Origin of the sequence: Microbacterium binotii (genome assembly GCF_021398715.1) — a bacterium.
Lineage (GTDB): Bacteria > Actinomycetota > Actinomycetes > Actinomycetales > Microbacteriaceae > Microbacterium > Microbacterium binotii_A.
Genome location: NZ_CP090347.1, coordinates 2,563,332 through 2,579,714 on the forward strand (window position 1 = coordinate 2,563,332; position 16,383 = coordinate 2,579,714).

General features: G+C 70.7%; 13 protein-coding genes and 1 tRNA gene. 6 read left to right on the forward strand and 8 right to left on the reverse strand.

What is annotated here, in order from left to right; genetic code table 11:
* Positions 1-68 precede the first annotated feature (68 nt).
* On the reverse strand, positions 69-1,598 hold the full coding sequence (locus LXM64_RS12615) for an FAD-dependent oxidoreductase (RefSeq protein ID WP_234073498.1): 1,530 nt from the start codon (positions 1,596-1,598) through the stop codon (positions 69-71).
* A gap of 100 nt (positions 1,599-1,698) precedes the next feature.
* On the opposite strand from LXM64_RS12615, the gene LXM64_RS12620 reads away from it, so the two are divergent.
* Entirely contained in the window at positions 1,699-2,367 is a 669-nt protein-coding gene (locus LXM64_RS12620; RefSeq protein WP_234073499.1) for a TetR/AcrR family transcriptional regulator, read from the forward strand.
* Between the two features lie 124 nt (positions 2,368-2,491).
* On the opposite strand, the gene LXM64_RS12625 is transcribed toward LXM64_RS12620, so the two are convergent.
* Positions 2,492-3,640: a pyridoxal phosphate-dependent aminotransferase gene (locus tag LXM64_RS12625; protein WP_234073500.1), complete on the reverse strand. Its 1,149-nt coding sequence runs from the start codon at positions 3,638-3,640 to the stop codon at positions 2,492-2,494.
* 94 nt (positions 3,641-3,734) lie between these two features.
* On the opposite strand from LXM64_RS12625, the gene LXM64_RS12630 reads away from it, so the two are divergent.
* The 3 genes from LXM64_RS12630 to LXM64_RS12640 all read left to right on the forward strand — a co-directional run bounded on the left by LXM64_RS12630 (position 3,735) and on the right by LXM64_RS12640 (position 7,245).
* Positions 3,735-4,958, forward strand: coding sequence for an acyl-CoA dehydrogenase family protein (locus LXM64_RS12630; RefSeq protein ID WP_234073501.1), 1,224 nt, complete (start codon positions 3,735-3,737; stop codon positions 4,956-4,958).
* Between the two features lie 70 nt (positions 4,959-5,028).
* Positions 5,029-6,204, forward strand: a complete 1,176-nt coding sequence (locus LXM64_RS12635) for an AI-2E family transporter (protein WP_234073502.1) — start codon at positions 5,029-5,031, stop codon at positions 6,202-6,204.
* Between the two features lie 33 nt (positions 6,205-6,237).
* On the forward strand, positions 6,238-7,245 hold the full coding sequence (locus LXM64_RS12640) for an ATP-dependent DNA ligase (protein ID WP_419144868.1): 1,008 nt from the start codon (positions 6,238-6,240) through the stop codon (positions 7,243-7,245).
* A 4-nt stretch (positions 7,246-7,249) separates the two neighbouring features.
* Here the strand turns inward: LXM64_RS12640 and ligD are convergent, their stop codons facing one another.
* From ligD to LXM64_RS12655, 3 genes are all read right to left on the reverse strand, one after another.
* A complete protein-coding gene (gene ligD, locus LXM64_RS12645) occupies positions 7,250-8,272 on the reverse strand; it encodes a non-homologous end-joining DNA ligase (protein ID WP_234073504.1) in 1,023 nt (340 codons plus the stop codon).
* A gap of 76 nt (positions 8,273-8,348) precedes the next feature.
* Positions 8,349-9,377, reverse strand: coding sequence for an SseB family protein (locus LXM64_RS12650; RefSeq protein WP_234073505.1), 1,029 nt, complete (start codon positions 9,375-9,377; stop codon positions 8,349-8,351).
* Between the two features lie 44 nt (positions 9,378-9,421).
* On the reverse strand, positions 9,422-11,848 hold the full coding sequence (locus tag LXM64_RS12655; protein ID WP_137416251.1) for an ATP-dependent helicase: 2,427 nt from the start codon (positions 11,846-11,848) through the stop codon (positions 9,422-9,424).
* A 280-nt stretch (positions 11,849-12,128) separates the two neighbouring features.
* Between LXM64_RS12655 and LXM64_RS12660 the strand changes: the two genes are divergently transcribed.
* A tRNA-Met gene (locus LXM64_RS12660) sits at positions 12,129-12,201 on the forward strand.
* 38 nt (positions 12,202-12,239) lie between these two features.
* Here LXM64_RS12660 and ykgO read toward each other — a convergent pair.
* A complete protein-coding gene (gene ykgO, locus LXM64_RS12665; RefSeq protein ID WP_137416250.1) occupies positions 12,240-12,362 on the reverse strand; it encodes a type B 50S ribosomal protein L36 in 123 nt (40 codons plus the stop codon).
* 77 nt (positions 12,363-12,439) lie between these two features.
* Between ykgO and LXM64_RS12670 the strand changes: the two genes are divergently transcribed.
* The gene (locus tag LXM64_RS12670) at positions 12,440-13,423 is read left to right on the forward strand and encodes a GTP-binding protein (protein WP_234073506.1); all 984 of its coding nucleotides are present in this window, start codon (positions 12,440-12,442) and stop codon (positions 13,421-13,423) included.
* Here LXM64_RS12670 and pntB read toward each other — a convergent pair whose 3' ends face one another.
* Complete coding sequence (gene pntB / locus LXM64_RS12675) at positions 13,424-14,824, reverse strand: Re/Si-specific NAD(P)(+) transhydrogenase subunit beta (protein WP_234073507.1); 1,401 nt, start codon at positions 14,822-14,824, stop codon at positions 13,424-13,426. It lies immediately after the preceding gene.
* Positions 14,821-16,359, reverse strand: a complete 1,539-nt coding sequence (locus LXM64_RS12680; RefSeq protein WP_234073508.1) for a Re/Si-specific NAD(P)(+) transhydrogenase subunit alpha — start codon at positions 16,357-16,359, stop codon at positions 14,821-14,823. Before LXM64_RS12680 ends, pntB begins: the two co-directional genes overlap by 4 nt.
* Between the last annotated feature and the right edge of the window lie 24 nt (positions 16,360-16,383).

Consider the following 16,383-nt stretch of genomic DNA (forward strand, 5'->3'; position numbering starts at 1 on the left):
CGCAAAACGTCTCGACGTCGAGATATCGACCAGTCCCCCAGCCTACTCCCCGTGCGCGAGTGCTCCGTTCACGCTTGTGCAGACGACGGCGGCCGCAATCGCCGCAGATCCGACAGCGCGGGACCCTCGATCCGGCGCCCGTCGGGCGAGAAGCGCGAGGCGTGCAGCGGGCAGTCCCACGTGCACTCCGCGTCGTTCCACTTCAGCACGCCTCCCAGATGCGGGCAGACCGCCGAGACCGCGCGGACCTCGCCGTCGACCCTCGAGACACCGACGGGGCGTCCCGCATCCGCACCGACGACGCCCTTCCCCTCCGAGGGGATGCGGGGCGGATGCCGGAGCGCTCCGACCCAGCCCTGGACCGCCTGCCCGCCGACCTTGGCGTTCTCCGCCGCACCTGTGGCGAGGTCAGCCGGCACGGTGATGCGGGTGCCGAGCCTGCGCATCCAGTCGGCGCGCTCGTTCTCGCCGACACCCTCGATCTCCGCCGCGATCCGCAGAGCGGCGGCAGGGCCATTGGTGAGACCCCACTTCGCGTAACCCGTGGCGAAGCGCACCCTGCCGCCGGTGCGAGGCATGACGCCGACGAACGGGATCAGGTTGTGGGAGGTGTAGTCCTGTGCCGACCAGCGGTGGGTCGGCACCGCCTCCGGCACGTGACGCCGCGTCCAGGCGATCAGCTCCGCGATGCGCGCGCGTTCGGATGCGGCGCGCCCGACGGGGTGTCCGCCGCCGCCGACGATGAGCCGCGTCTGCTCCCACCGACCATCGCGCTCGGACACGGTGCGCACCGATCTGCTGGGGGCGTCCGCGGAGAGGAACATGCCCTCCGGGAGGGCCACCTCCTCCGGCACGGCGAAGGCCACGGCGTACGAGCGCATCGCCGACACCTTGGCGAAGTACAGCCCGCGATCGAGCACCGCCGCACCCGTCGCCAGCACGACGCTCTCCGCCGTCATGTCACCGCGGGCCGTGTGCACCGTCGGCCTCCCCGATGTCGAGACCCCCGTCGCCCGCACGCCGGTGTGCAGCGTGCCGCCCGCGGCGAGGAAGGCCGACGCAAGGGCATGCGCGGCCGCATCCGGATCCATCCCCAGCTGGCCGTCCAACGCGACGGCGAAGCGGGCCGGGAACGGCAGGTCGAGCTCATCAGCCGCGGCCCACCGAACCGGCAACCCGGCCTCCCGGGCGGCCTCGAACTCCTCGCGAACCCGGGCACGGCCGGCGTCGTGCTGTGCGTACGTGAAGGCGCTGCGCGCCTCGTACGGCAGGCCCACGCGATCGGCGAACGATCGCAGCCAGAGCTGCCCGTCCTGGTTCGCCTGCACGTACGCGCGCACCAGGGAGGGCGAGTGGTGGGAGCGCAGCGCGGACAGTTGCGTCCCTTGCAGCAGCGACACCTTGCCCGTGTTCGCGCCCGTCGCGAGCCCGGCGACCTCGCGCGCCTCGAGCACCACGACCTCGCGCCCGGACTCGGCGAGCAGCAGCGCCGTCGCGAGCCCGGTGATGCCCGCTCCCACCACGACGATCTCGCGTTCACCGGGGACGAACGGCGTCGCGGGGACGGTGCGAGCGTGCTGCTTCCAGAGGGACTCCATGCGGCGCAGTCAACGCGTCCGGCGCCGGATGTCCGCGGGGCTTGACACGGCGACGGAGTCGACGGGAGGACGCGGGAGCAGGTCTAGGCTTGCTCCGCAGATGAGTGAGACAGCTTCCCCCTCAGCCGCGCGTGACGATGTCGTCGCCGCGGCCCTCGACCTGTTCGCGCGGCAGGGTTTCGAGGCGACCTCGGTGGACCAGATCGCCCAGGCCGCCGGCATCTCGCGCTCCACGTTCTTCCGCCAGTTCGGCGGGAAGGACGACGTCGTCTTCGCCGATCACGAGCTCCTGCTCGACAAGCTGCGCACGTATCTCGCCCGGCCGCACGAGAATCCCTGGGAGGCGGTCTGCGAGGCCTCGATGCAGGTCTACCGTCACTTCGCGGCGGACCCCGAGCTCGCCCGCCGCCGCTACACGGTGGTGCGCGACGTGCCGGCGCTGCGCGACCGCGAGATCGTCACCGTCTTCCGGTACGAGCGGCTCTTCGACGAGTACCTGCGCACGGCGCTTCCCGGCCTCGACCCTCTGGACGCGGTGAGCTTCGCGGCCCTCGTCACCGCCGTGCACAACCACGTGCTCCGCCGGCTGCTGCGCGGACCCAAGAAGGTCCCCGCCTCGGCACTGCGCCGAGCGCTCGACGACTGCCTCGACAAGTTCGGGGTCGGCGAACGGCCCGCGGCCGCCGACGACGACGTCGTGGTGGCCGTCTTCCCCCGCCGCATGCCGGCCGCGGAGGTCGCCCGCCGCCTCCGCGACGACCTGCACTGAGCGTCGCCGCGGCGCGACGCCTGCACGATCCGTGGTCCAGGAGTCCCCTGATGTGTCGGATGCGGCATCCCACCCCGCATCCGCCGTGCACGCGTCACGGCATCCGGCGCGGACCGAGCGCGATTCAGGGCGCGGGCAGCAGCGACAGCCCGTGGAGCAGGTCGCCGCGCGAGGCGGCCGCGCACACGCGCACCCACCCCTCGCCCGAAGCACCGAAGGCGGATCCGGGCGCGAGAGCGACGCGCTGCGTCCGCAGGAACTGCTCCGCCCACGCCCCGACGTCGCCGCCGGTCGCGTGGCGCAGATCGATCCACAGGTAGAACGCGCCGTCGGGCACGCGATAGGCGATGCCCCGCTCGTCGAGCAGCGCGGTCGCCGCATCCAGGTTCTGGCGATAGTGGGCGCGGGCCAGGGTGATGTTGCTCTGGTCGCCGGTGAGCGCTGCCACGCCCGCGCGCTGATCGGGTACGGCCACACACGCGATCATGGCCTCCTGCACCGTCCGGAGGATCTGGTCCATACCGAGCGGGGTGATGAGGAAGCCGACCCGCACCCCCGTCATGGCGTACGACTTCGAGAGGGAGAACACTCCCAGCACCCGGGGCTCGTCGCTCAGCGCGTCGAGCGCCGTCAGGCTCACGTGCGGCTCGCCCCACGTGAGCTCCGCGTAGACCTCGTCGCTGATGATCCACAGGTCACGGCGGCGCGCGAGTTCGAGGATCCCCCGTGCGAGCTCGGCATCGATGACCGTGCCGAGCGGGTTCGACGGCGAGTTCACCACGATCGCCCGCGTCCGCGGGGTGATGAGGGCCTCGATGCGATCGAGCTCGGGCAGGAAGTCGGCCTCCGGGCGCAGCGGGTACGGGACCGGTACCGCGCTCAGCATCCGCGGACTCATCGAGAACGTCGTGTATCCGGGATCAGGCACGAGCACCTCGTCGCCCGGGCCGAGGACCAGGCCCATCGCCTGATGCAGCGCCTGCGTCCCACCCACGGTGACCCAGACCCGTTCCGGCGACAGGGCGGCGCCGTGGTTGGCGGTGAAGCGCTCGGCGAACGCCTTGCGCAGCGCCGGGATGCCGGCATTGGCCACGTAGTCGGTCTCGTCCGCCTCCCACGCGCGCGTGGCCGCATCGATGATGTGCGCCGCCACGGGGACGTCGGGTTCGCCGACCGCGAGCATGGTGACGTCTTCGAGGGTGAGCGCGATCTCGAAGATGCGACGGATGCCGCTGGGAGGAACGGATCGCAGATGGTCGCTGAGGGCCGGCACCCGCTCAGGCTAACGCGTTGCTGCGGCGTACCCGCTTTGTGGAACTGAGTACCAGAATTGGCGAGACAGCGTGCCACGCGGCTATCGTGTGCGCATGACCTCTCTGCCGGGCGACACCGCCGCCGCCTACGACGTGACCGGACGCCTGGACACCGACTACTACGCCGTGTTCGCCGACATCCCCGCCGTCGACCGCGCCGTCTGGGACCGCGCGAAGGGCTACGTCGACGAGGTCGGCGATCGCATGGTCGCCGCCTGGGACGACAGCTCCTACCCGCTGGATCTCGTCGCCCGTCTGGGAGAGCTCGATCTGTTCAACGACGGTATCGAGCACCCCTCCCTCACGCACTTCTCGCCGCTGGCCGCGGGCCTGGTCAACATGGAGGTGTCGCGGGGGGACGGATCGCTCGGCACGGTGATCGCGGTGCAGGGCGGTCTCGCCCTGCGCACCCTCGCCCTGTTCGGCTCCGCCGCGCAGCAGGAGCGGTGGCTCGAGCCGCTTGCGCGGGGCGAGGTGCTGGGCTCCTTCGCCCTGACCGAGCCCGACCACGGATCGGACTCCGTCTCGCTCGAGACCGTCGCCCGGCGTGACGGCGACGACTGGGTCCTGCGCGGCGCGAAGAAGTGGATCGGCAACGGAGCGTCCGGCGGCATCACGTTCGTCTGGGCACGCGTGGACGATGCCGCCGCCGACGAGCACGGCGCGGTGCGCTGCTTCCTGGTCCCGCAAGACACTCCGGGCTACACCGGCACGGTGATCGCCGGGAAGGCGTCGCTGCGCGGCATCCACCAGGCTCACATCGCGCTCGATGACGTGCGCCTGCCGGCGGATGCGGCGCTGCCCGGCACCCGGAGTTTCAAGGACGCGTCGACGGTGCTGTACTCCACCCGCTCCGGCGTGGCGTGGTCGGCACTCGGGCATGCCACGGCCTGCTACGAAGCCGCACTCTCCTACGCGCAGCAGCGCGTGCAGTTCGGCAAGCCCCTCGTGAAGTTCCAGATGGTGCAGGAGCGGCTCACGCAGATGCTCGACGAGCTGACGGCGATGCAGCTCTACTGCCGACGCATGGCGGATCTCGAGACCGCGGGCGCACTGCGGCCGACACAGGCCTCCCTCGCGAAGTATCACAACACCCGCGCCGCGCGCCGCATCGCCCAGACCGCACGCGACCTCATGGGCGGCAACGGCATCCTGCTTGAGAACCGCGTGATCCAGCACATGGCCGACATCGAGGCCATCCACACCTACGAGGGCACCGAGAGCGTGCAGGCCCTGCTGATCGGACGCGACGTCACGGGCACCGGCGCCTTCGTCTGAGCCCCTGCCGCTTCGACACCCGCGCGTCAAGACGCAGGCGCCGGGGGGATGCGGCCGATACGGTCGTCGCATGGGACTGTTCCGCCGCGCACCGCAGGAGGTGACGCTCACCTCCCGGGAGGTCGAGCTCACCGCACACCGGGCTCCGTGGAGCCTCTGGGGAGATGCGTTCGGGCGCCTCGCGATCCGCGGTCTGCAGATCATCGTGATCGTCGCGATCCTGGCCGGAGCCATCTGGGGCATCCGCCAGGTCACGGTCGTCGTCATCCCGCTCATCCTGGCCCTCATCTTCGCGTCGGCCTTCGCGCCGGTCATGACCTGGATGCGGCGCAAGGGCGTGCCCTCGATCCTGGCGACCCTCCTGACGCTGCTCACCGTCGTCGTGCTGCTCACCGGGCTCGGTTGGATCATCGTGTGGGCGGTACGCGACCAGTGGGACGACCTCTCGTCGCAGGCGCAGGGCGGCTTCCAGCAACTGCTCGACTGGGTCCACACGCTGCCGTTCGCCCCGACATCCGCGCAGATCGACGAGTGGATGGGGCAGCTCGGCGACTTCGTCACGAGTGCCCAGTTCGGCAGCGGCGCCCTCGCCGGCGTGAGCGCCGTCGCGAGCTTCGTCACCGGGTTGGTCCTGATGGTCGTGATCCTCTTCTTCTTCCTGAAGGACGGCCCGCGGATGTGGGAATTCCTGCTGCGCCCGTTCCACGGCACGTCCTATGTGCGTGCACGGCGCATCGGCGACAAGTCGGTACAGGTGCTCGGCTCATACGTGCGCGGCACGGCGGCGGTCGCCTTCGTCGATGCCGTCGGCATCCTCATCGGTCTGCTCATCCTGCAGGTGCCCCTCGCCATCCCGCTGGCGGTCCTGGTGTTCCTGCTCGCCTTCATCCCGATCGTCGGCGCCGTGACCGCCGGCGCACTGGCCGCTCTGGTGGCGCTCGTGGCCAACGGACCGGTCATCGCGCTGATCGTCGTGGGCGTCGTGATCGCGGTCAACCAGCTCGAGGGCAACTTCCTGCAGCCGGTGCTCATGGGCAGGTCGATGAAGCTGCACTCGTTCGTCGTCCTGGTCGTGCTGGCCGGCGGCACGGCGATCGGCGGCATCCTCGGCACACTGCTGGCCGTACCGCTGACCGCTGTCGTGTGGGGCATCATCCAGGTCTGGGACGGCCCCGACACCCCGGCGAAGTGGGCGAGACCCAAGAAGCGCGAGCAGCGCGTCGCGGCGGGCGACGCGACGGCCTGAGGAGCGCCCGTGCGGTACGAGATCCCCGCTCCCATGCTCGCCAAGGCGGTCAAGGACGTCCCTGATGCGGCCGGCTGGAGCTTCGAGCCCAAGTGGGACGGCTTCCGAGTGCTCGCCGCGTGGGACGGGGAGAGCGTGGAGCTGGGATCGCGGGGCGCGAAGCCGCTCACCCGTTACTTCCCCGAGCTGGTGGAGGCGCTTCCTCGGGTGCTGCCCGAGCCGTGCCTCATCGACGGCGAGATCGTCATCCCGACCGGCCCCCCGGGCGCGCAGCGGCTGGACTGGGAGGCGCTGAGCCAACGCATCCACCCCGCAGCCTCCCGCGTCACGAAGTTGGCGGACGAGACGCCCGCCCTGCTCATCGCCTTCGACCTGCTGGCTCGCGGCGACCGCGATCTGCGCGACACACCGTTCGCCGAACGTCGCGCCGAGCTCGAGGACCTGTTGGCAGGTGTCGAGCCTCCCGTTCACCTGACCCGGACGACCGCCGATCCCGCGACCGCGCAACGCTGGCTCGCGGAGTTCGAGGGCGCGGGTCTGGACGGCGTCGTCGCCAAGCGCCTCGACGACGCCTACCAGCCGAACAAGCGCACGATGCTGAAGATCAAGCACGCCCGCACCGCCGACGTCGTCGCGCTCGGCTACCGCGTCCACAAGAGCGGCGTCGGCGTGGGCTCGCTGCTGGTGGGGCTCTACGACCACGAGGGACGCCTGCGCAATGTGGGCGGCGTGTCGGCGTTCACGGACGCGCGGCGCCGGGAGCTCGTCGACGAGCTGGCGCCGCTGGTCGAGCGCGACGAGACGGGTGAGGCGGTGACGGGCGAGACCGAGCGGTCGCGATTCGCCGCATCCAAGGACGTGTCGTTCGTGCGGCTGCGCCCGGAGCGGGTGCTCGAGGTGCGCTACGACCAGCTCGAGGGGATGCGGTTCCGCCACACCGTGCAGTTCGAGCGCTGGCGTCCCGACCGCGAAACGTCATCCTGCACCTTCTCGCAACTGGAGCAGGTCTCGGCGTACGACCTCGGCGACGTGCTGGACTGACGGATCACTCCTCCGGACGCGCACGGCTGGGCTGCACCCGCGGCGGCTCTCCGGGCATCTTCGGGAACTCGGGCGGGAAGGGCAGCTCGCCGAGGCCGTCGTCGAGGTCGCGCTGCCACCACTCGAGCAGTGTGTCGATACGTCCGGGATTGCGGGCGATGTGCTCCCACGGGTCGCCGATCTCCGCGAGGCGGCGAGGCACGGTGCGCACGGTGAAGGCGTGGGGGTCGACGGTGGGCAGCTCGTCCCAGGTGATCGGGGTCGCCACCGTCGCATCGGGTAGCGCCCGAGGACTGTATGCGCCGGCCATCGTCCGGTCGCGATTGGTCTGGTTGAAGTCCACGAAGATGCGCTGCCCGCGCTCCTCCTTCCACCAGTTCATCGTCACCCGCTCCGGCGCGCGGCGGGCGAGCTCCCGACCCGCGGCGATCGCGGCGTGGCGCACGTCGAGGAACTCGTGCGTGGGCTCGATCGGGCAGAAGAGGTGGATGCCGCGGTTGCCGCTCGTCTTGATCCAGGAGTCGAGACCGGCCTCCGCGAGCACCTCGCGCATGAGCGGAGCGACGGCGGCCGCATCCGAGAAGTCCGTGCCCGGCTGAGGATCGAGATCGATTCGCAGCTCGACGGGGCGGTCGGGGTCGGCGGCGAGCGAGGCCCACGGGTGGAAGACCACCGTGTTCATCTGCACGGCCCACACCAGTGCCGCGGGCTCGGTGAGCACGACCTGCGGATGGCTGCGCCCGCTGTTGTAGGTGACGGTCACCGCGTCGACGTAGTCCGGGGTGCCCTTGGGCGGGTTCTTCGAGAAGAAGGACTCGCCGTCGATGCCGTCGCGGTAGCGCTCGAGCGACACCGGACGATGTCCGTTCGCACGCAGGAACGGCTCGGACACGGCCAGGATGTAGTCGACGAGGTCGCGCTTGGTGATGCCCGCGGCGGGCCACACCTCGCGGGACGGACTGGAGACGGAGATCTCCCGGTCGCCATCGGGCCCGGGGACGATCACCGTGGTGCGTTCGCTCGCCATGCCCCGACCCTAGGGGCGCAGGCTCGCGCCCCGCATCCCCTTGCGCTTCTCGGCGCGCGTCGCTCGGATGCGGGCGTCAGACGCCGAGGGCGAGCACCGGCGCGAGCTGCGCGCGGCTGAGACGGATCCACGGGCCGGCGGGGTTCACGATGACGCCCGAGATGCCGTCGTCGGAGCGTAGCGCGCGGGCGAGCTGTTCGGGCGTGACCTTCGCCGGCTGGTCTCCGCGGCCGAGAGCGACGAGCTCCAGCGGGTGGGAGAAGAGCTCGAGGATGCGCTCGCCCTCCGTCGTGCGGAGTTCGGCGATGCCGATGCGGTCGCCCTCGCCGCGTCGGGCTGCGACCCAGACGGGCGCGTAGGTGAGCGCGTCGGCGACGTCGCCGGCCGTCTCGTCGGTGCGGTCGGCGGCGAGCAGCGTCTTCACCGCCAGGTGTGGGTCGAGATCGGCGAGGGCCTTCTCGATCAGGGGCTTGGGCAGGATGGCGGAGCCGGGGCGCGACGCGTGGTCGACGGCGATGCCGCCGAATTCGCCCGCGACGATCTGGCGCAGCAGGCTGATGACGGGCTGGGCCAGCGCCGAGGTGGACGCGTCGCCGTCGGCACGCACCGCATCCTGCAACGCGCGGCCGCTGGAGTACACGAGCATGTACTTCTGCTCCTGGTACGTGATCACCGAGGTCGGCAGGTTGTCGCCCTTGGCGAGGAGCTCGCGGGCGTCGCCCTGCACGCGGATGTAGACGTGCCCCTGCAGCAGCTGGCGCGCCACGTTCATGAGCTCGACCGGCTGCGCCTTCTCGGGGAGCGCCGCGAGGGCGTCGCGCAGCAGGACGTTGTCGCGCAGGCCAGGCACGGTCTCGAGGTCTTTCGATGCCTCCGCGGCGGGCGAGGCGAGGTGCGGCGGCCTGGCGGCGGCCATGGCCGAGACGCCCTCGGGCATGGCCGGGGCGGCGTCCGGCGTGCGGTTCTCACCGAAGGTGCTGACCGAGATCGGCACGTGAGGGACGTTCTCGGCCGGCGCGTCCGGCGTCGCCTCGGCCGCAGCGGACGCGGCAGCATCCCGTTCGGGTTCTTCGGAGGGCTTGGGTCGGCGCGAGAAGAGTGCCATCGGGCCAGCCTAACCGCGCGGCGCGGTGCGCGCCGGGGTGTGACTCAGATCTTCTCGATCGGCGCGATCTTGATCAGCAGCTTCTTGGCTCCGGCACTGTCGAAGCGCACGTGCGCGATCCTCTTGGCCCCCTCGCCCGTGACCGCGTCGATGCGTCCCTCTCCGAAGTCCTCGTGCCGGATGCGGTCGCCCGCCGCCAGTTCGAGCTCGCTGTTGTCGCGCACCTTCGCCGGGATCTTGTTCGCGAAGCGCTCGAGCGAGGTCGACTTGGGCAGCAGCGGCGGGTTGTCGTCGCGACGCGAGCCCCACCCGCCGGGGCGTCGGGCGTTGAGGGCTCGCGACTGTGCGCCGCCGCGCGAGTTGACGTCGCCGGGAGACTGGCGCCAGTCGATGAGCTCGGCGGGGATCTCCTGCAGGAAGCGGCTCGGCATCGCTACCGTGACCTCGCCGAACTGCGCGCGGGTCATCGCGAGTGTGAGGTGCAGGAGCTTGCGCGCTCGAGTGACGCCCACGTAGAACAGGCGACGCTCTTCGGCGGGGCCGCCGGGCTCGTTCGCCGAGATGCGGTGCGGGATGAGGTCTTCTTCGACACCGGTGAGGAAGACGGCGTCGAACTCGAGGCCCTTCGCGGTGTGCAGGGTCATGAGCGAAACGGAGCCCGATGCGTCGTCGAGGTCATCGGCGTCGGCGACGAGCGCGACCTCGGTGAGGAAGTCGCTGATCGTGCCCTGCGGGTTGTTGCGGGCGAACTCGCGCGCCACGGCGACGAACTCGTCGAGGTTCTCGAGGCGGGCCTCATCCTGCGGGTCGCGGCTGGCACGCAGCGCGTCCGAGTAGCCGCTCTTGCTCAGCAACAGCGACAGCGCCTCGGCGACGGCGGTGGGCGGCGCATCCTGCCCCTCGGGCAGCAGCAGCGCCGTCGCCTCGGTGAGCACGCGGTCGAGCTGGGTGATCGCCGCCTGGATCTTGGGCCCGACACCCAGCGCCTCCGGCGAGGCGAGCGCCTCACGGAACGTGATCTGGTTGTCCTCCGCGAAGCGCGCGATGGCCGTCTCGGTCACGTCGCCGATGCCGCGACGCGGCTTGTTCAGGATGCGGCGCACCGCCATCTCGTCGGCGGGGTTCGCCACCGCGATCAGGTAGGCGAGCGCGTCCTTGATCTCGGCGCGCTCGTAGAACTTCGTGCCGCCCATGATCTTGTACGGCAGGGCGGAGCGGATGAAGATCTCTTCCAGCGCGCGCGACTGCGAGTTAGTGCGGTAGAAGACGGCGATGTCGGAGTACGCCGTGCCGGCCCGGTGGATCTTCTCGATCTCGTCGGCGACGAACTGCGCTTCGTCGTGCTGCGAGTAGCCGGTGAAGCCGACGATGAGCTCGCCCGCACCCACGTCCGTCCACAGCTTCTTGTCCTGCCGGTCGAAGTTGTTGCGGATGACCGCGTTGGCCGCCGACAGGATGTTCTGCGTCGAGCGGTAGTTCTGCTCGAGCAGCACGACCTTCGCACCGGGGAAGTCGCGCTCGAACTCGCTGATGTTGCGGATGTCGGCGCCGCGGAAGGCGTAGATCGACTGGTCGGAGTCGCCCACCACGGTGAGGGATGCGGCCTCCACCTCCGGGGCTTTGTCGGGCTCGAAGATCATCATGCCGCCCGCGGAATACGACTCCCCCTCGCCCGAGACGGGTCGGGTGAGCTCACGGATGAGCGAGTACTGGGCGTGGTTGGTGTCCTGGTACTCGTCGACGAGGATGTGGCGGAACCGACGGCGGTACGTGTCGGCCACCTGCGGGAACGCGCGGAAGAGGAAGACGGTCTGCGCGATGAGGTCGTCGAAGTCGAACGCGTTGGCCCGGCGCAGGGCGCGCTGGTAGTCGCCGAAGACTTCGACGAACACCCGCTCGGCGGGGTCGCTCATGTTCGCCTGCCGCGCGTAGCCCTCCGCATCCTGCAGCTCGTTCTTGAGCTTGGAGATACGGCTCTGGACCGCGGCGGGGGTGAGACCGAACGCGTCGGCCTCGTGTTCTTTCACGAGCCGCTTGATGAGTGCCCGCGAGTCGCCGGAATCGTAGATCGTGAACGAGCTGGTGAACCCGAACTGCTGCGCCTCACGGCGGAGGATGCGGACACAGGCGGAGTGGAAGGTCGAGATCCACATGCCGCGCGCGCTGTCGCCCACGAGCTGTTCGACGCGCTCGCGCATCTCCCCCGCCGCCTTGTTCGTGAAGGTGATGGCGAGGATCTGGCTCGGCCACGCTTCGCGCGAGCGCAGCAGCGAGGCGATGCGATGGGTGAGTACGCGGGTCTTGCCGGAGCCGGCACCGGCGACGATGAGCAGCGCCGGCCCGCGATAGATGACGGCCTCCCGCTGCGGGCCGTTGAGGCCGGCGAGGAGGTCGGCGTCGGGACGTGCGGAATCGCCGGCGGGGCGAGCGCCGTCACCGCCGATGATGAGGGGCGTGGAGGCGTCGGTCATGTCGCCTCAAGTCTAGGCGCGACCGACGACACCCGCCCGGGTCGGCGGTCGCGCCCGCCCCCCTCTGGCGCTGATGCCGCGACATCTGCACGGCCGATGGTCAGAGGGTCACCACATCCGCCCCCTGCGACCACACCAGCCCCAGCGATCGTGCAGGCGTCGCAGTGTGGCGGTGTGGAGGGCCATGCTGCACCCCGCGGCCTTGTGACGCGGTGACGCACGGGGTCATCTTGCGACATGCACTGGCGCGGGTCGGAACCCCGGGTTAGCGTCGAGACATCGCGGCGATCCGGGTGGTCCCGGGCTCCGGTTCATACCCGGGAGCGTTGCGGGTTCGACTCCCGCCGTCGCGTCTACATCTCTCCGACTGCGGATGCCGCACGCCCCCTCCTCAGCCCTGCCTCCCCTTGAAGCGGGGGTTGAGCTTGTTGATGACGAACACCTTGCCACGCCGACGCACGACCTGGGCGCCGGGCTGGTTCTTCAGGGACTTGAGCGAGGCACGGACTTTCACAGCGACTCCTTATTGATAACGGTTCTCAACAACAGGTTATGCTGGGTGCTCCGCCCGAGCAACTGGAGAGGACCGGCATGGAATCGATCCCTGTCGCCATCACCGGGGTGTGCGCACCCGAACGCCACCTCTTCGCCGAACGTGCCGCCGCGGCTCTCGGCCGCCGCCTGGTCTGGGCCTACGGCGGCCCCCGGCACACGAGCTCGCACCGTCCGCAGGGAATCTGGGCCGGAGGGGGCGATCAGCTCGCCCTCTTCGACTGCGCCACCGACCTCGATCCGCTGCACTTCAGCGGCGCGTTCGACACCCCGCCCGCGCTGGTGTGCGTCATCGACGCGCCGCACATGGTCCAGGACCTGCGCGACGGTTCCACCCTGCGCTCGGACGCCCCGCCCGGCGACGACCGCGGCGACCACGGCGCCCGCGCGCGGCAGGCGGCGGCGTTCATCGAGAGCGCGCACGTCATCGCGTTCGTCAACTGGGAGGGCGTCGAGACGGCGAGGCTCGCGATGCTCATGGCGCTCGCCTCGCATCTGAATCCCCTCGCCCGCATCCGGCTCACGCGCAGCCCGCACGAGGACGTCCGCGCGGCGCTCGCAACGGACACCTCGACCCCCGTCGGTGAGCGCGCCGGATGGGTGCGGATGCTGAACGAGGAACACGATCCGCACATGACGGATCGTCGCGTGACGACCTTCCGCTACGAGCAGCTCCGACCCTTCCACCCGGAGCGCCTCGTGCGCGCCCTCGACGAGGAGATCGACGCGCGCCGGTGGGGACTCGTGCTGCGCTCGGTCGGCTTCTGCCGCCTGGCGACCCGCCAGGGCACGCTCGCGCGCTGGGAGCAGGTCGGCTCCGCCATGTGGCTCGACCCGCTCCACACGCGCGAGGCCTACAGCTGCATCGGGCAGGAGATCGCCGTCACCGGGCTCGATCTGCACGCGGGGGCGGTCGCCCGGGCTCTCGATGACGCCGCCCTGACGGATGCGGAGATGGATGCCGGCCCCGAGGCCTGGGAGCGGTTCGCCGACCCGCTGCCGGCCTGGCCCGTCGAAGCCTGATCAGAGCGCGCGCAGGATGTCTTCCACGCGCTGCTTCGCGTCTCCGAAGAGCATCTGCGTGTTCTCCCGGAAGAAGAGCGGGTTCTCGACGCCCGCGTAGCCGGACGCCATCGAGCGTTTGAAGACGACGACCTGGCGCGCCTCCCAGGCCCGGATCACCGGCATCCCCGCGATGGGGCTCGAGGGGTCTTCGGCCGCCGAGGGGTTCACCGTGTCGTTGGCGCCGATCACGAGCACGACCGAGGTCTGCGCCAGGTCGTCGTTGATCTCGTCCATCTCCAGCACGATGTCGTACGGCACCTTCGCCTCCGCGAGGAGGACGTTCATGTGCCCTGGCAGTCGGCCGGCGACGGGGTGGATGCCGAAGCGCACCTCGACCTCCTTCGCCCGCAGCCGCTCGACCAGTTCGGCGACCGGATACTGTGCCTGCGCGACGGCCATGCCGTAACCCGGCACGATCACGACGCTGTCGGCGTCGGCGAGCATCTCCGCCACCGCCTCCGCATCCGTCTCCCGATGCTCGCCGGCCTGAGCCGCCTGCGCGGATGCGGCCGGCGCGCCGAACCCGCCCGCGATGACGGCCAGCAACGAGCGGTTCATCGCCTTGCACATGAGGAAGGAGAGGTACGCGCCGGAAGACCCCACGAGCGCGCCCGTGATGATCAGCAGATCGTTGTCGAGGAGGAATCCCGCGGCAGCCGCCGCCCAGCCGGAGTAGCTGTTGAGCATCGAGACGACCACCGGCATGTCGCCGCCGCCGATGGAGGCGACGAGGTGCCAGCCCAGCGCCAGGGCGAGCACGGTCACCCCGATCAACAGGCCCAGCGTCGGGGTGACGATGTACCAGATCGTGAGGGCGGCGAACACGATCAGCGCGCCGAGGTTGAGCGCGTTGCGCCCCGGCAGCGCGAGCGGCTTCGAGGGCATCCGACCCGAGAGCTTGAGGTACGCGACGAGGGAGCCGGTGAAGGTGACGCCGCCGATGAACACGCCGACGAAGACCTCGCCGTGATGGATGTCGCGGAGCGCCCCCGTGAGCCCGCCGTCGTGCAGGTGCCCGTTCCAGCCCACGAGCACGGCCGCAAGCCCCACGAAGCTGTGCAGCAGTGCGATGAGCTCCGGCATCCCGGTCATCTCGACCGAGCGGGCGCGCCAGAGTCCGATCGCGGCTCCCACGGCCACCGCGGCGACCAGCAGTGGGAGCCCGAGGGCCGCGGCGCCGGATGCGAAGGCGCCGGTGGTGGCGACGACGACCGTCGCGACCAGCGCGATGGCCATGCCTGCGATACCCGACGCGGCGCCGGCACGCGCGGTCTCGTGACGGCTGAGCCCCGCCAGACTCAGGATGAAGAGGATGGCCGCGACCAGGTAGGCGGCGTTCGCAACGGCGTTCGCGGTCATCGCTCCGCCCCCTTCGAGAACATCGCGAGCATGCGACGGGTGACGGCGAAGCCGCCGAAGACGTTGATGCTGGCCAGCAGCACCGCGATGGCGGCGAGGATCTGCACGATCGGCTCCGGCACCGTCAGCTGCGTGATCGCGCCCACCACGATGATCCCCGAGATGGCGTTCGTCACGCTCATGAGGGGGGTGTGCAGGGCGTGGTGCACCTTGCCGATCACGTAGTAGCCCACGACGATCGACAGCGCGAGCACCGTCATGTGCTGCGGCAGCGGCGCCGGCGCGAAGGTCACGACGGCGAACAGCGCGAGGGCGGCCAGAACGAACAGCAGGAGCTTGCGTCCACGCCGCGGCGGAGGCGGTTCGGCGACGGATGCGGCGGGAGCCGGCGACGCGGCGGGTGCTGCGGACACGGCGACCGGCGGCGGCGGCCAGAGCACATCGCCCCCTGCAGCGACGGTCACCGAACGCTGCACGACATCGTCGAGGTCGAGGACGAGGACGCCGTCCTTGCCCGGCGTGAGCAGCCGCAGCAGGTTGAGCACGTTCGTGCCGTAGAGCTGCGACGACTGCGCGGGCAGTCTTCCCGCCAGGTCGGTGTACCCGAGGATCACGACCCCGTTGTCGGTCACGACACGCTGGTCCGCGACCGAGCCCTCGACGTTGCCGCCGTGCCCTGCCGCCATGTCGACGATCACGCTACCGGGCCGCATCCGCGCGACATCCTCCGCCGTGATCAGCCGCGGCGCGGCGCGCCCCGGGATGAGCGCCGTGGTGATGACGATGTCGACCTCGGCCGTCTGCGCGCTGTAGAGCTGGGCGGCGGCGTGGTCGTACTCCTCGCTCGTCGCGCGCGCGTAGCCGTCGCTCGAGACGGTCTGGGCGGGCACCGTCACCGGGAGATACTCGCCGCCGATCGAGCGCACCTGGTCGGCGACCTCGGGGCGCGGGTCGGTCGCGCGCACGATCGCGCCGAGGCTGGATGCGGTGCCGATGGCCGCGAGGCCCGCGACGCCCGCGCCTGCGACGAGCACCTTGGCCGGCGGCACCTTGCCCGCGGCGGTGACCTGACCGGTGAAGAAACGACCGAACTCGTTCGCCGCCTCGACCACGGCCCGGTAGCCGGAGATGTTGGCCATCGAGCTGAGGACGTCCATCGACTGGGCGCGCGAGATGCGGGGGATCGCGTCCATCGCCAGCGCCGTCACGCCGTGCGCCGCCAGCCGGTCCACCAGATCGGGGTTCATGGCGGGAGCGAGCTGGGTGATGAGCACCACACCCGCACGCAGCCGGGCGATCTCGTCCGCGCTCGGCACGTCCACACCGAGCACGATGTCGGCACCCCAGGCTTCAGCCGTATCGCCGATCGTCGCCCCCGCGTCACGGTAGGACGTGTCGGGGAACGCCGCACGCGCGCCGGCTTCCGATTCGACGACGACGTCGTAGCCGAGGGCGATCAGCTTGCCGACGGTCTGCGGCGTGGCGGCGACGCGGTTCTCACCCTCGCCCTCCGAGACGATGCCGATGCGGGTCATGGAGCGACTCCTCGTGCGGGGCGG

Bases quoted from the DNA above. Each gene is read 5' to 3' on its own strand.
- LXM64_RS12615 (WP_234073498.1), bottom strand. From the start codon at position 1,598: ATGGAGTCCCTCTGGAAGCAGCACGCTCGCACCGTCCCCGCGACGCCG.
- LXM64_RS12670 (WP_234073506.1), top strand. From the start codon at position 12,440: ATGGAATCGATCCCTGTCGCCATCACCGGGGTGTGCGCACCCGAACGC.
- LXM64_RS12635 (WP_234073502.1), top strand. From the start codon at position 5,029: ATGGGACTGTTCCGCCGCGCACCGCAGGAGGTGACGCTCACCTCCCGG.
- LXM64_RS12620 (WP_234073499.1), top strand. From the start codon at position 1,699: ATGAGTGAGACAGCTTCCCCCTCAGCCGCGCGTGACGATGTCGTCGCC.
- LXM64_RS12650 (WP_234073505.1), bottom strand. From the start codon at position 9,377: ATGGCACTCTTCTCGCGCCGACCCAAGCCCTCCGAAGAACCCGAACGG.
- LXM64_RS12655 (WP_137416251.1), bottom strand. From the start codon at position 11,848: ATGACCGACGCCTCCACGCCCCTCATCATCGGCGGTGACGGCGCTCGC.
- LXM64_RS12640 (WP_419144868.1), top strand. From the start codon at position 6,238: ATGCTCGCCAAGGCGGTCAAGGACGTCCCTGATGCGGCCGGCTGGAGC.
- LXM64_RS12680 (WP_234073508.1), bottom strand. From the start codon at position 16,359: ATGACCCGCATCGGCATCGTCTCGGAGGGCGAGGGTGAGAACCGCGTC.
- LXM64_RS12630 (WP_234073501.1), top strand. From the start codon at position 3,735: ATGACCTCTCTGCCGGGCGACACCGCCGCCGCCTACGACGTGACCGGA.
- pntB (WP_234073507.1), bottom strand. From the start codon at position 14,824: ATGACCGCGAACGCCGTTGCGAACGCCGCCTACCTGGTCGCGGCCATC.
- ligD (WP_234073504.1), bottom strand. From the start codon at position 8,272: ATGGCGAGCGAACGCACCACGGTGATCGTCCCCGGGCCCGATGGCGAC.